The 13,782-nt window shown below is 74.0% G+C and carries 14 protein-coding genes; 8 read left to right on the top strand and 6 right to left on the bottom strand.

All coding sequences use genetic code 11. From position 1 onward, the window contains the following. Nucleotides 1-107: 107 nt before the first annotated feature. On the top strand, nucleotides 108-716 hold the full coding sequence (locus tag ACZ69I_RS02655) for a TetR/AcrR family transcriptional regulator (RefSeq protein WP_470830203.1): 609 nt from the start codon (nucleotides 108-110) through the stop codon (nucleotides 714-716). Here ACZ69I_RS02655 and ACZ69I_RS02650 read toward each other — a convergent pair. Next, entirely contained in the window at nucleotides 648-1,058 is a 411-nt protein-coding gene (locus tag ACZ69I_RS02650) for a RidA family protein (protein WP_467668798.1), read from the bottom strand. The two genes, ACZ69I_RS02655 and ACZ69I_RS02650, sit on opposite strands and share 69 nt — an antisense overlap. A 65-nt stretch (nucleotides 1,059-1,123) precedes the next feature. After that, nucleotides 1,124-1,942, bottom strand: a complete 819-nt coding sequence (locus tag ACZ69I_RS02645) for an NAD(P)-dependent oxidoreductase (RefSeq protein ID WP_470830201.1) — start codon at nucleotides 1,940-1,942, stop codon at nucleotides 1,124-1,126. Between the two features lie 123 nt (nucleotides 1,943-2,065). On the opposite strand from ACZ69I_RS02645, the gene ACZ69I_RS02640 reads away from it, so the two are divergent. Beyond that, nucleotides 2,066-2,962: a LysR family transcriptional regulator gene (locus ACZ69I_RS02640; protein WP_470830646.1), complete on the top strand. Its 897-nt coding sequence runs from the start codon at nucleotides 2,066-2,068 to the stop codon at nucleotides 2,960-2,962. A gap of 81 nt (nucleotides 2,963-3,043) precedes the next feature. On the opposite strand, the gene ACZ69I_RS02635 is transcribed toward ACZ69I_RS02640, so the two are convergent. Further along, nucleotides 3,044-4,189 carry an agmatine deiminase family protein gene (locus ACZ69I_RS02635; protein WP_470830199.1) on the bottom strand — a complete coding sequence of 382 codons (1,146 nt, stop codon included), beginning with the start codon at nucleotides 4,187-4,189 and terminating at the stop codon, nucleotides 3,044-3,046. 99 nt (nucleotides 4,190-4,288) lie between these two features. Here ACZ69I_RS02635 and ACZ69I_RS02630 point away from each other — a divergent pair, with 99 nt between their 5' ends. Both ACZ69I_RS02630 and ACZ69I_RS02625 read left to right on the top strand, forming a co-directional pair. Further along, nucleotides 4,289-4,870, top strand: a complete 582-nt coding sequence (locus ACZ69I_RS02630) for a TetR/AcrR family transcriptional regulator (protein WP_467668806.1) — start codon at nucleotides 4,289-4,291, stop codon at nucleotides 4,868-4,870. A 32-nt stretch (nucleotides 4,871-4,902) separates the two neighbouring features. Beyond that, entirely contained in the window at nucleotides 4,903-5,805 is a 903-nt protein-coding gene (locus ACZ69I_RS02625) for an aminoglycoside phosphotransferase family protein (RefSeq protein ID WP_470830198.1), read from the top strand. A 6-nt stretch (nucleotides 5,806-5,811) separates the two neighbouring features. Here ACZ69I_RS02625 and ACZ69I_RS02620 read toward each other — a convergent pair whose 3' ends face one another. Both ACZ69I_RS02620 and ACZ69I_RS02615 read right to left on the bottom strand, forming a co-directional pair. Then, the gene (locus ACZ69I_RS02620; RefSeq protein ID WP_470830196.1) at nucleotides 5,812-6,444 is read right to left on the bottom strand and encodes a LysE family transporter; all 633 of its coding nucleotides are present in this window, start codon (nucleotides 6,442-6,444) and stop codon (nucleotides 5,812-5,814) included. Nucleotides 6,445-6,636: 192 nt separating this feature from the next. Continuing rightward, nucleotides 6,637-7,233 (bottom strand): TetR/AcrR family transcriptional regulator, encoded by a 597-nt coding sequence (locus ACZ69I_RS02615; RefSeq protein ID WP_470830194.1) that lies wholly within the window; start codon nucleotides 7,231-7,233, stop codon nucleotides 6,637-6,639. Between the two features lie 107 nt (nucleotides 7,234-7,340). On the opposite strand from ACZ69I_RS02615, the gene ACZ69I_RS02610 reads away from it, so the two are divergent. Further along, complete coding sequence (locus ACZ69I_RS02610) at nucleotides 7,341-7,631, top strand: hypothetical protein (RefSeq protein WP_470830193.1); 291 nt, start codon at nucleotides 7,341-7,343, stop codon at nucleotides 7,629-7,631. A gap of 98 nt (nucleotides 7,632-7,729) precedes the next feature. Next, nucleotides 7,730-8,947: a pyroglutamyl-peptidase I gene (locus ACZ69I_RS02605; protein WP_470830645.1), complete on the top strand. Its 1,218-nt coding sequence runs from the start codon at nucleotides 7,730-7,732 to the stop codon at nucleotides 8,945-8,947. Here the strand turns inward: ACZ69I_RS02605 and ACZ69I_RS02600 are convergent. Then, entirely contained in the window at nucleotides 8,908-9,717 is an 810-nt protein-coding gene (locus tag ACZ69I_RS02600; RefSeq protein ID WP_470830192.1) for an EI24 domain-containing protein, read from the bottom strand. The genes ACZ69I_RS02605 and ACZ69I_RS02600 overlap by 40 nt on opposite strands. A 138-nt stretch (nucleotides 9,718-9,855) precedes the next feature. Between ACZ69I_RS02600 and ACZ69I_RS02595 the strand changes: the two genes are divergently transcribed. Then, a complete protein-coding gene (locus ACZ69I_RS02595) occupies nucleotides 9,856-12,444 on the top strand; it encodes a M14 family zinc carboxypeptidase (protein ID WP_470830190.1) in 2,589 nt (862 codons plus the stop codon). 111 nt (nucleotides 12,445-12,555) lie between these two features. Beyond that, nucleotides 12,556-13,716 (top strand): serine hydrolase domain-containing protein, encoded by a 1,161-nt coding sequence (locus tag ACZ69I_RS02590; RefSeq protein ID WP_470830188.1) that lies wholly within the window; start codon nucleotides 12,556-12,558, stop codon nucleotides 13,714-13,716. Nucleotides 13,717-13,782 lie beyond the last annotated feature (66 nt).

Raw genomic sequence — 13,782 nt, 5'->3', positions numbered from 1 at the left:
TCCCATCGTGCATCGTTCACCTGTAGAGAGGTAGGTTTCGTTATCCTCCCGTAATCTGAACATGTCGTACGGTCCTCCGGGCGAGCACGCAGGGAAGGGGGCGGGCCATGGCGGCCAGGGCCAGGAGCGAGGAGCGGCGCGCGGAGATTCTGCGCGCGGCGTTCGAGGTGATCGCGGAGCGCGGTTACCGGGGGGCGAGCCTCGGGGCGGTCGCCGAGCGGGTCGGACTCACCCAGCAGGGTCTGCTGCACCACTTCCCCACCAAAGAGGCCCTACTGGTCGCCGTCCTGGAGGCCCGCGACCAGTGGGACGCGGTGCCGCGCGGCGAGTGGCGGCTCGATCTGCTCGGGCCGTTGGTCGAGTACAACGCGATGCGCCCCGGCATCGTGCAGACCTTCTCCGCCCTGCTCGGCGAGAGCGTCACGGACGGGCACCCCGCGCGCGCCTTCTTCACCGGGCGGTACGAGGCGGTGCGCGAGAAATTCGCCGCGGTGCTGCGTGCCGAGTACGGGGAGCGGCTGCCGGGCGGCCTCACCCCGGAGGCCGCCGCCCCGCTGCTGGTCGCCGTGATGGACGGCCTGCAGTACCAGTGGCTGCTCGACCCCGGAGCGGTGGACATGGCGGCGGCGTTCCGGGACTTCCTGAAGCTACTCGGCGAGGGCCCCGGTGGCGCCCTGGACGCCGGTGACGGCGGCCACCACCTCGACCTCGACTAGCGCGCCCGGCGGGACGAGGCGCGGGACCGCGACGGTGGTGCTGGTGGGCGGGGTGCCGGGGAGGAACTCCTTGCGCACGGCCACGTATGCGTCGAAGGCGTCCATGTCGGTGAGATACGTACGGATGTTGATGACGTCGTCGAGTTCCGCGCCGTGGGCCTTGAGCAGCTGCTGCATGGCCTCGAAGACGCCGCGTGTCTGGGCGGCCATGCCGTCGCCTTCGGCGCACTGCCCCGAGAGGTACAGCAGGACGCCGCCGTCGGCGTGCTCGACGCGCGCGACCTGCGAGTACGGGCCCTGCGGGCGCGGGCCGGTGGCGGGGTTGCCGACGGTGATCTCCATGCTGGGTACTCCTTGGCGGGGGCGGGGGCGGGGGCGAGGTGTGTGCGGGGCGTGGGGGCGCCGGGTCACGTGGCGCGTCGGGCGCGGATGTGGGTGACGGCGCGGGCGACGTCCTCGTGGACGACGTCGGGGTCTGCGGCGGCCGCCTCGAAGTGTCCCAACACCGCCTCCATCACGGGCAGTCGAGCCGACTCCGTCGCCAGGGTGATGTCCTTGACGGCGAGGTCGCTGCCGAAGTGCACATCGGTGGCGAAGGCGCGGGCCACGGCACCGCCGAGCGGTCCCGCGGCGAGGGCGCCCTTGGCGGTGGTCTCGTCGAGACCGAGCGCGTCGGCGAGCTTCATTGCCTCGGCGACCAGGCCCACGCCTCCGATGACGGCGGTGTTCACCACGAGTTTGAGCGCGGCACCGGAGCCGAGCGGGCCGGTGCGGGTGACCGGTCCGAAACGGGCGAGCACGTGCTCGACGCCCGTCGCTTCGCCGCCCGCGAGGATGCCGAGCCGCCCCTCGGCGGCCTTGTCGGTGCTGCCCATGACGGGGGCGTCGACGAGGGTGACGCCCGCCGGGACGCGGTCCGCCAACTCCCGTACGGCTTCCGGGCCGACGGTCGACATCTCCACCCAGTACGCGCCGGTGCGCAGCGCGGGCAGGACGGCGTCGGCGACCTCGCGCAGGGCGCCTGGGCCCGCGAGCATGGTGATGACGACGTCGGCCTCGCGCACGGCGTCGGCAGGGCTGGAGGCGGCCGTGGCGCCCGCCTCGACGAGGGCCTCCGCCTTCTCGGGAGTGCGGTTCCAGACGGTCAACGGGTGCCCTGCGCAGAGGAGTTGACGGGCCATCGGCTCGCCCATGTGGCCGAGGCCGAGGAATGCGATCTTTTCCATGCCCTCGACGCTAGGCCCGCGCGGGGGATGCGACAAGCGAATGTCTAGCATGCGAGCCATGCCGCATCCGGAGCCGCCGCCACACCCCAGGACCCCGCGCCGGGACCGCCCGCGCCGCCGGAACTGTCCACCGTCTGGCTCCGCACCTTCCTCGACGTGACCCGGCACGGGTCCTTCACGGCGGCCGGGCGGGAGCTGGGGTGGACGCAGTCCGCCGTGTCGCGGCAGATCTCCGCGCTGGAGGCGGCGCTGGGCGGGGCGCCGCTCTTCGACCGGCTGCCGCGCGGGGTGCGGCCGACCGCGCAGGGGCGGGCGCTGCTTCCGCACGCGCAGGACATCCAGTCCCGACTGGGCGCCGTGGGGCGGGAGTTGGCGGCCCTGCGGGAGGCGACGGGCGGGCTGCTGCGGGTCGGGGCGTTCGCGACGGCGGACGCGGGGCTCGTGCCGCGGGCCATCGCGGGGTTCCGGGGCGGTCACCCGGGCGTGGCCCTGACCCGCGAGGAGGGCCTCACGCCCGCCCTCCTGGCCCGCCTCGCGGAGGGCGAACTCGACCTGGCGGTGGTGTCGTCGACGGGCGGCGCGCGGCCCGGCGAGGCGTACGAACTGCACCACCTGCTCGACGAGGCGCTGTACGTAGCACTGCCGACGGGGCACGCCCTCGCGGACGAGCCGGAGGTGCGCCTCGCCCAACTCGCCGCCGAGGACTGGGTGTCGGGCACCCGTGACGGCGAGCGCACCCTCCTCGACCCGGCGCTCCGGCACGGCTTCCGGCCGCGCGTCGCCCACGTCGTCGCGGAGTGGACGGCGAAACAGGGATACGTGGCGGCGGGCCTCGGCGTGACCCTGGTCCCCGCACTCGCGGCGGAGGGCGTACGGCCGGACATCACGCTGGTACCCGTACGGGACGAGGCGCTGCCCGAACGCGCGGTGTACGCGGCGACACCGCGGACGCTGACGGCGCCCCCGGCGACGGCCCCGTTCCTGGCGGCGCTGCGGGCGGCGGCGGGAGGGGTGGGGTGAGCGGCGGGCGACGAGGAGACGGCCTCAGAGCCTGTCTGTGAATTCCCGCCCGCGCCCCGACGGGGGTGCGAAGGCAGGCTCTCAGCCCCGCTTCGGGAGCTGCTGCGTCACGCAGTGGATGCCGCCACCGCCCTCCCCGAGCGTGTCCACCGGCACCTGGGCGACCCGCCGCCCCGGGTACAGGTCCCGCACGATCGACGCCGCCGCGTCGTCCGCCTTCCGGTCGCCGAAGCGGGGCATGACGACGCCGCCGTCGGCCACGTAGTAGTTCACGTAGGTCGCGAGGAAGTCGTCGCCGCGGCGGCCGATGTCGACCGGTTCGGGCAGGGAGACGATCTCCAGGCGCTTGCCCCGGGCGTCCGTCGCGCCGTCGAGGGCGTCGCGCGCCTGCGCGTACGCCTTCGCCCAGACGTCCTCGGGCGCCGTCGGGTCCGGGGTGCTCATGAGGACCACGCCGGGTTCGGCGAACCGGGCCAGCGCGTCGATGTGGCAGTCCGTGATGTCCTCGCCCCGGACGCCGTCCACCCAGAGGACCTCGGTGACGCCGAAGAGCCCTTTCAGCTCGCGCTCGATGTCGGCGCGGGACTTGCCGGGGTTGCGGTTGTCGTTGACCAGCGAGCTCTCGGTCGCGAGCAGCGTGCCCGCCCCGTCGACCTCGATCGCGCCACCCTCCCCGACGAGGGGCGCCTCGATCCTGGCGACGCCCCGGTCCGCGAGGATCTCCCGCGCGACCTTTCCGTCGCGGCCGTGCTCCTGCTTGTCGCCCCAGCCGTTGAAGTTGAGGTCGACGCCCGCGATGCCGTCCGGGCCGAGGACGAAGCTCGGTCCGGTGTCCCGCATCCACAGGTCATCCACCGGGACCGGCACGACCGTCACGCCCGCGCCGCAGGCGCGCCGGACCGCCGCCACGTCCCGCTCGTTCGCCAGCAGGGTCACCGGCTCGAACTCGGCGATCGTCCGCGCGATCCGCGCGATGTCCTGCCGCACGCCGTGCACGTCGGACTTCCAGACGCGGCGGGTCGGCCAGGACATGTACGTCAGCTCGTGCGGCGCCGCCTCCTCGGGCATGCGCCGGTCACCGCCGGAGGTCGCGGCGGCCGGCTCGGCCCGGCCGCTCCCCCGCTCGCCGCCACCGCCGCCGTCCCCGCAGGCGCTCAGCGTCGCGCCGAGGGCGGCGAGGCCCCCGATCCCCGCGGCCCGGCGCCTGGACATCCGCGTGAACGACATGATCGATCCCCTTGACTGAAAATTTGGTCAGTACGAGCGTAAGGCATGATCGGGCACCGGACACGTCGACCGTCTTTCCTTCAGGCAGTGGAGTACGCGATGCCGGACAGGCCCACCCAGATCCTCGAAGCCGCCGCCCGGCTCATCGCCCGCCGGGGCGTGCGCGGGCTGCGCGTGGAGGAGGTCGCCGCGGAGGCCGGTGTCTCGACCGCCCTGATCTACTACCACTTCAAGGACCGTGCGGGGCTGCTCCGCCGCACCCTGGAGTTCATCAGCCGGCGCGCCGTCCGCTACACCGACCCCGCCCTCCACGCCGCGCCGGACGACGACCCCCGCGCCCAGCTCACCGAACTGCTGCTCCTGGAACTCCAGGACACCCCCCGCGTACGGGAGAACAGCGCGGCCTGGGGCGAGCTGCGCGCCACCGCCGTCTTCGACGCGGACCTGCGCGAGCAGCTGGCCACCGCCACCCGGGAGTGGGTGGACGACCTGGCGCACCTGGTGCGGCGGTCCTGCGCCGCCGGGCAGGCCGCCGCCGGGGTCGACGCGCAGGCCGCGGCCGAGCGGCTGACCGCGCTGGTCGAGGGGCTGAGCGAGCGGTGGCTGAGCGACACGCTGGCGCTCGACCGGGCGCACGAACTGCTGCGCGGCGCGGTCGGACTGGAGCTGGGGCGGCCCTGAGCGCCCCCGGAGGAGACAGCAGGGAGAGGGTTATGGGGATGGGCGACAAGCTGCACGCGGACGAGGCCGACATCGACGAGGCGCTGGTGCGCGAGCTGGTCGGCGCCCAGTTCCCGGAGTGGTCCGGGCTCCCGGTGGAGCGTGTGGACTCGGCGGGGACGTCCAACGCCATGTACCGGCTCGGCGCGGACATGGTGGTCCGGCTGCCGCGCGTCGCGGGGTCCGCCGAGGACGTGGAGCGGGAGCACCTGTGGCTGCCCCGGCTCGCGCCCGCGCTGCCCGTCGCGATCCCGGTGCCGCTCGGCAGGGGCGCGCCGGGCGAGGGATACCCGTACCCCTGGTCGGTCTTCCGGTGGCTGGACGGCGCCACGCCCGAGCCCGGCCGTCCCCTCGCAGAGCCCGCCCTCTTCGCCGAGGACGTCGCGCGGTTCCTGACGGCTCTGCGCGCGGTGGACACGGCCGGGGCGCCCGCCTCCTACCGCGGCGATCCCCTGGCGGGCCGCGACGCCGACACGCGAGCGACGCTCGCCCGGGTGCGCGGCGCCGTGGACGAGCGGGCCGCGACCGCCGTGTGGGAGGCCGCGCTCGACGCCCCGCCGTGGGGGCGGCCCGCCGTCTGGCTCCACGGCGACCTGCAGCCGGGCAACGTCCTCGTCGCGCGCGGCCGGCTCGCCGCCGTCATCGACTTCGGGTGCATGGGCACGGGCGACCCCGCGGTCGATCTGATCTCCGCCTGGTACCTGATGGACGCCGGGGCCCGCGAGGTGTTCCGCGCCGCGCTCGGGCCCGCCGCCGACGACGCCATGTGGGCGCGCGGGCGGGGCTGGGCCCTGACGATCGCCCTCGCCGAGCTCGCGTACTACCGCGAGACGCATCCGGTGATGGCCGGGATCGCGCGCCGCGTCGTCGCACGGCTCACGGAGCCGGGCGCGTAGGCCGTCTCACCCCGTGCCGAGGAGCAGGTGGGCCGCCAGGCCCGTGATCAGCGCGCTTGACGTGAGCGCCGTGATCAGGCGGCCCCGGCGGCCCGTCAGCGCCCGCCCGAGCAGCGCTCCGCCGCCCGCGAGGAGCAGCTGCCAGCTCGCCGACGCGACGAGGGCGGCCAGCGCGAACACGGCCTGTTCCAGGTGGGTCGGCGTGGCCGTGGCCGGGCTGCCGAGGACGAGCGCGGCGAAGTAGATCACCGTGGCGGGGTTGAGGAGCGTGATGCCGAGCAGGGCGGCATAGGCGCGGGCGGGGCCGATGGGGGTGCCGGTTTGCACGGCGGCCGCGGCGCGCCCGCGGTACTCCCGTACCGCCGTCGTGGCGCCGCGCGCCGCCAGCGCGAGGAGCACCAGGACCGAGGCCCATCGCAACGGCGTCAGGACCGGTGCGACGACCCCGGTGAGCGAGGCGCCGCCGACCGCGGCGACGAGGGCGTAGAGGCCGTCGGCGGTGGCGACGCCGAGCGCGGCGCAGGCGCCGGTCCGCAGGGACGTGCGCGCGGTGAGCGCCACGAGGTAGGTCGCGACCCCGCCGACCGGCATGGCGATGCCGTACCCGGCGAGCAGCCCCGCGACCAGGACGGCGCTCACGCGCGCACGGAGATCGGCCTCCACGAGTGGGCGGCCTGCTGCTGCACCCAAGCCGGACGGGGGGCGGGAGTGGTCGGCGGCAGGGTGGCGGTGGCCGGGCACGGGTTCATGGGTGGAGCGTGGCGGGGGGCCGCCGGGGGCGGCAACTGATTTACGGCCACTACTCCCCCACCCCGCTCCGCCCCCCTCCCCTCAAGCAATCAAGCCGCCCGCGTACCGCTCCAAGATCTCGCGCGCCTCCTCCGGCGTCCGGTGGCCCACCAGTACCTGTGCGGTGAGGCCCTCCGTCAGGGCGAGCAAGGTGGCGGCCTCGGCGGACGGGTCGGAGGCGGGACTCAGTTCGCCGGTTTCCTGGCCGTGGCCGATCAGCCAGGTGAGGAGTTCGTGCGACTTGCCGTATGTCTCACGCAGCACCACCGCCAGTTGCTCGCTCACCGCCGCGTGCGCGACGAACGCTCCCCAGACCTGCGCTTCCGTCCTGTCCTCGGGCTCGACGAGTGCGAGCGCCGACAGCGTGCGGCGGAGCAGGGTGACGGCCGACCGGGGGGTGCCCGACGCCTCGATACGTGCCTTCGCCCGGTCGCCGATCCGCTGCGAGATGCTCTCCAGCGCGAACAGCAGCATCTCGTCCTTGGTACGGAAGCAGCGCTGGACCGCGCCCATCGACACCCCCGCCTCCGTGGCGACGTCCCGGAGGCTGACGGATTCCATCCCGGAGCGGGCGATCAGGGCGCAGACGGCTTCGGCGATGCGGCTGCGGCGGTCCTCGTAGTCGACCTGCTTGGGCACGTACGGATCCTCTTCGTGTCGACACCGAAGGATTTCGATGCGGTTGCATCATATCCCGCCCCGAGGCATGATCTGATGCGACCGCATCGGAAAAAGTGGAGGCACACATGGCGACCCGGAACAGGCAGAACGGAGAGGGAGAACGGAGCGAACAGAACGGGGAGAGCGAACAGGGCGAGAAGTCCTCCGTGGGACTGTTCGCCCTCTTCGGGTTCATCCTGCTCGTGCAGGGCTTCGGTTCCGCGATCACGGAGTCCGGCTGGAACACCGCCTTCGGCGTCTCCGCCGTGCTGCGCGAGGCCGGCGCCCCGGGCTGGACGGATCTGGTGGTCGGAGCGCTGGGCTGCGCACTGCTCGCCCTGGCGGTCCGCGGCCGAACGCCGCGGAAGTCCCCGTAGCGCTCACCCCTCCCGCCCCGCGATACTTCCGCCACCCCACCGGTTACGGAAGGACTCGCGTGCTCTCTCGAATTGGCGCTCTTGGTGTCGCCGCCCTGATGGCCGGGCTCGCCGCCCCGGCCCCCGCCTTCGCCGCCCCGGCCGGGCGGCCCTCCGCTCCCACCGCGGAGGAGGCGCGGCTCGACCGGGCCGCTCCACAGGAGATATTGCGGCGCAGCGGGTTCGACTCGCAGGCCCCGGAGTTGGCGCGGGCGCTGGGCAGGTCACCCTCGTACGACGCGGCCAGGCGCCTCGTCGTGCGTGAAGGCAGGGCGCTGTGGCGGCGGGCCGTCGAGCGGGCGCAGGGGCGCGGGCCCGCCGGGGCTCCGTCGGCGCTCAGCCGGGACGACGACCGGCCGTTGTACTGGGCGCGGCTCGGGATGACGCGGGAGCTGCGGCAGTGGGCGCCCACCCGGTTCAGCCTGACGGAGGACCAACGCAAGCGGCTCATCGGCGAGTTGGAGCGGTCCTCACGGGGGCAGGACACCGTCACGTACCGGTCCGGCAAGCACCAGCACGTCAAACGCGTCCTCGTCACCGGCTTCGACCCGTTCACCCTCGACCGGGACGTCCGCATCAGCAATCCGTCGGGCGCCACCGCGCTCGCCCTGGACGGCACCACGATCTCGACGCCCGAGGGGCCCGCGCGCGTCGAAGCCGTGGTCTTCCCGGTCCGGTGGCAGGACTTCGCCGACGGCGCCGTGGAGCGGGCGCTGCGGCCGCACCTGCCGCGGGTCGACCTGTTCACCACCATCAGCCAGGGCCGCGTCGGCCGGTTCGACATCGAGCGGACCAACGGCGCCTGGCGCGGCGGCTTCCCCGACAACGAGAACGTGTCGCGCACCGGAACCGTGCCGGTGCGCGATCCCGCCTCCCAGCCCCAGTGGACGTCCACGACCCTCCCGTACAAGGCGATCAAGGACGCGCGGACCGGCCGCTTCCCCGTGTACGACAACACGTCGGTGACCGAGATCCCGGCGGGCGGCACCGAGCCCGTGGTCCGGCCCGACGGGCCGACCGAGGGGTCGACGGCGCGTGCGGGCGGCGGCGGGGACTACCTGTCGAACGAGATCGGCTACCGCGCGACGCTCCTGCGCGACCGGCTCGGGCTGCACGACCGGCTGCCCGGCGGCCATGTGCACACGCCCGTCCTGCAGTTCGGGGCGGGGAACACGGACCCGGCGACGGGCGACGTGACCGATCCCGAGTTCGTGCGCAACCGGCTCGACATCATCGCTCAGGTGAGGGGGATCCTCCGGGTGGCCGCGTCGTCCTGACCCGCGGCAGGAGCGCCGCCGCCGTCGGTGCCGTGCTCGCCGAGGAGGTCCCGTGCCATCAGCGTCGCGCCCGCGACCGCGCCCGGCATCAGGAACACCGCGACGAACGGCACCAGGAAGGCGACGGCGAGCGGCGCCCCGAAGCCCCAGGCGAGTCGCTTGCGGGAGCGGAGCAGGGTGAGCCGCTCGCGCAGTTCGACGCCGCGGCGCTGCAGGGCGACCGCGGTGAGTTCCTCGACGAGGAAGAAGCCGGTCACGCAGAAGCCGATCACCGGGACGACGGTCTGCCCGGCCACCGGGACGAAGCCGAGCGCGAAGAGCAGCACGCCCCAGAGCGCCGCCCGCACCAGGACGCGGAGGCTGTCCCTGGCGGAGATCCACAGCTCGCGCCAGAGCGGCAGGCCCGATTCGGGGGCGTGGCCGGACTCGGCGACGTCGACCTTCTCGGAGAGCGACTCGTAGAACGGCTGCCCGACCAGGAGCGTCACCGCGGTGAAGGTGAGCACGGAGAGCAGCAGCGCGAGGGCGAAGAGCAGGGCCGTCAGGAAGCCGCGGAAGAGACCGAGCCGGGGCGCGGACCAGTCGTCGGCGAACGGCGTTGCCCAGCCGACGAGGTCGGAGCCCCAGAGGGCCAGCGCGACGAGCGCGGCCGCGTAGAGGACGAGGGTGATGAGGCCGGGCAGCAGCCCCCATCCGTACTGCTTGCCGTGCTGGGCGACCCAGCGCTGCCCTTTCACCAAGTAGCCGAAGCCCACACCCAGATCGCGCATGCGGCACACCTTAGCCGCAGGTGGGCGGGGGTCTGTCTCCGCTGATCACCGGGTCTGTCACGGCTGGGGCACAAGGCCCTCTTGTTGTACGGGAGTTGAGCCGGTAAGACCTCGCTTACCGATCTCCCGGAGGTACGCATGGGCATGTCCCGGCCGTCAGGACCCGTATCGCTCCCTTCCGCACGATCCGTCGCGCTCGCCGCCGTGGCCGGGGGCGCGCTGCTCCTCACCGCGCTCGCCCCGGGCAGCGCGAGCGCGGACCCGACGCCGCGCCCGGTGGTCCGCGAGGGCGCGCCGCTCGACGCCGGGCGGGCGTCCGGGGCCCCGGCGGCGGCCGCCGTCCGCGCCCTCCGGGACACGGGGGCCCCGGGGCCGGGCGCCGACAAGGGCCGCGGGTATCCGCGCGAGCGCGAGCTCGCCGTACCTCCGGAGAATCCGGCCGACAAGTCGATAAAGCTGGGGCTGACGCCGTACCACGGCATAGCCCCGAAGCTGAATGCCCTGCAGCGCGTCGGTGACCGCGTCAGCGTGGAGATCGCGGGCCGGTCAGCGGGCGGGCACCAGCTCTATCTCGTGACCGTCACCGCTCCGGAGTCCGCGCGCGAGACGGCCCGGCAGGAGCGGATGCGCGAGCGCATCGAGAACGAGCCGGGCGCGGCCGCCGTGGACGAGACGATCAAGTCCTCCTACAAGACGCCGGTGTTCATCAACAACAACATCCACGGCAACGAGTGGGAGGGCACCGACGCCGCCCTGAAGCTCATCGAGAGGCTGGCGGGCGCGAAGGACGCGCGGAGCGCGGAGCTGCTCGCGCACAACCGCCTCTACTTCAACATCACCACGAACCCCGACGGCCGCATCGCGGGCACCCGCGCGAACGCCAACGGCTTCGACCTCAACCGCGACTTCATCACCGCCTCGCAGCCCGAGACCCGCGCGGTCCGGCAGATCGCCGTGACCAAGCAGCCCGCGGTCATGATCGACCTGCACGGGTACGTGAACGGCACCCTGATCGAGCCGACCACTCCCCCGCACGGCGAGAACTACGAGTACGACCTCTTCCTCAAGAACTCCTACGCCAACGCCCTCGGCATGGAGGCCGCCATCGAGCGCCTCGGGTACACCGAGGAGAAGGACGGCGTGAAGCCTCCCGTCATCCCCTTCCGCGACCGGCAGGAGGGCTGGGACGACTGGCCGCCGATCTTCACCCCGCAGTACCTGCCCTTCCACGGCGCGGTCGCCACGCACACCATCGAGTTCCCGATGCAGGTGAACAACGAGGAGTACGAGACGCGGCCGGTCGCGGAACTGCGCCGCAGGGCCGCGATCAACGTCGACATCGCGGGCGCCGCGATGCGCGCCACCCTCGACCACACCGACCGCCACCGCCGCTCGCTGATCGCCGACCAGATCGAGGTCTTCCGGCGGGGCGCGACGGGCGCCGAGCAGGTGCCGGTGTCCGAGGAGACCGTGCCGGGGGTGCCCGGGATCGGCCCGGAGGACGTCTACACGACGGACTTCCCGCGTGCGTACGTGATTCCGGGCGGCCGCGGGCGCCACTCGGCGTCCGCCGCGGAACGGCTCGTGGACCATCTCCTCGCCAACGACGTACGCGTCGGGCGCGCGAGCCACGGCTTCCGGCTCGGCGGGCGGACGTACCCGAAGGGCTCGTACGTCGTCGACATGCACCAGCCGAAGCGGGGCCTGGCCAACGTGATGCTGGCCGACGGGCGGGACATCAGCGGCAAGGTGTCGACCATGTACGACATCTCGGGGTGGAGCCTCGGGCGGCTGTGGGGTGCGCGCGTGGACGCCGTGCCGCATGGTGATCCGCGGGGCGCGCACGTGCGCGCGGTGCACGCCGCGGCCCGCGTCGGGTACGTGGCGCCCCAGGGGAAGCTGCGGCTGCGTCTCGACGACCCGCGCGAGATCGCCGCCCTCAACTCCCTTCTGGCACAGGGCGTTTCCGTACACCGCGACCGCGACGGGAGCGCGATCCTGCCCGCCTCCGCACGCCGTGCCGCGACCGCCGCCGCGGAGAAGTACGACGTGGCCTTCGACGCCACGAAGGCGAAGGGCGGCGTCGCCCTGCACCGCACGCGGGTCGCCGCGGCCGTCACGCCCGGGGAGCTGTTCGCGCTGCGGGAGATGAACTTCGACGTGACGCCCGTCTCGACCGCCGTGCTCAACTCCGGCTTCGACTGGCGGAGGACGGACGCGCTCTTCGTGTCGGCCGGACTCGACCGCGGCAAGCTGGACCCGGCGGCCAGGGCCGGGCTCGACCGGTTCTTCGCCGGGGGCGGCGGCCTGGTGGGGCGGGGAGCGGCCGGCGCCGCGCTGAACACCGCGGCCGAGCTGCTCGCCGTCGATCCCGTCAAGGGCAACGGTGACGCCAACGGCGTGGTGCGGGTGGCCAATGCGGGCGGCGCGGTCACCGGCGGAGCGCCGGACCACAGCTTCGTCTACGCGCCGATGTGGTTCACCGGCCTCGGCTCCGGGGTGCGGGTGGAGCAGACGTACGGCACCGGCGACCCGCTGGTCTCGGGGCACTGGCGGGCACTGGAGAACGGCGGCGGGCCATCGGACGCCGCGGGCCGCGCCTCGGTCGTCAGCGGGTCGGCCGGGCGCACGGACGTGGTCCTCTTCGGCACCGAGCCGCTCTTCCGCGACCACCCCAAGGGGGCGTTCCCGCAGGTCGGGCGGGCGCTGTTGAGCGTCGGCCGGTAGCCGGGACGGACGTCGTACGGGCCCGGCCGAGCAGTCGCCGGGAATGACTCACCGGGGCGTGGCCGTTGATCAGGTACCGATCAACCCAACACGCCCCGGAGGCCATCCCGCATGACCCGTGAGATCAAGGTGCAGGGCACCGTCGCCGACGGCTACGAGGCCGTGCGCGACGAGTTCACCGCCGTCCTCGCCGCCGAGGACCCCCACTACGCCGGGCAGCTGGCCGCGTACGTCAAGGGCCGCAAGGTCGTCGACCTGTGGGTGGGACCCGACACGGACGCCTCCACCCTGTACGGCGTGTACTCGTCCACCAAGGGCGCGGCCCACCTCGTCGTCGCCCTCCTCGTCCAGGACGGCACGCTCGACCTGGACCGCGAGGTCGCCCACTACTGGCCCGAGTTCGCCGCCGAGGGCAAGGGCGCGGTAACCCTGCGCGAGCTGCTCGCGCACCGGGTGGGCGTCGTGGGCGTCGGCGGCGGCTTCTCCCTCGCGGAGCTCACCGACGACCGGGCGATCGCCGCGCGGCTGGCCGGGCAGCGCCCGCACTGGCGGCCCGGCACCGCCTTCGGCTACCACGCCCTGGTCATCGGGGCGCTCACCGGCGAGGTGGTGTTCCGCGCCACCGGCCGGACCCTGCAGGAGCTGTACGAGGAGCGGGTGCGCGCCCCGCACGGCCTCGACTTCTTCCTCGGTCTGCCCGAGGAGCACGAGGGGCGCTTCCACTCCGTCCTGCCGATGGACCCGACGCCCGAGCAGGAGGCGCTCCTCGCGACGGCGGCGACCGGCCCGCGGAGCCTGACCTCCATCGCCTTCAACCGCCACGGGGCCGAGCCCACCGACCTCGAATCGCTGCCCAACTCCCGCCCGGTGCGCGCCAAGGGCCCCGCGTCGGTCGGCGGTGTGGCCTCCGCGCGCGGTCTGGCCGGGATGTACGCGGCGGCGGTCACCGGCGTCGAGGGGCGCGAGCCGCTCCTGACGCCGGACACCGTGGCCGAGTTCGGCCAGGTCCAGTCGGTCGGGTACGACCTGGTGTCGCGGGCGCACAAGGTCTTCGCGGTCGGCTTCCAGGCCACGTCCGACGTGCTGTTCCCGTTCCTGGGCGCGGGCTCCATCGGGCACAGCGGCGCGGGCGGCTCGCAGGCGTTCGCCGACCCCAGCAGCGGGCTCGCCTACGGCTACACCCGGCGGCGGTACGCCTTCCCGGGCGGGTCGGCGCCCGAGAACGAGCGCCTGGCGCGGGTGGTGCACGAGGCGGCGCTCGCCACGGGCTGACCGCTCGCCACGGACTGATGGTCCGGGACCGGCCGGTTCACGACGGAGGGCCGCACCCCCGCCGGG

The sequence above is a fragment of the Streptomyces sp. NPDC036815 genome, assembly GCF_055609205.1.
The sequence above is the reverse complement of the archived record's forward strand: the minus strand, read 5'-3'. Positions and strand labels throughout refer to the sequence as shown.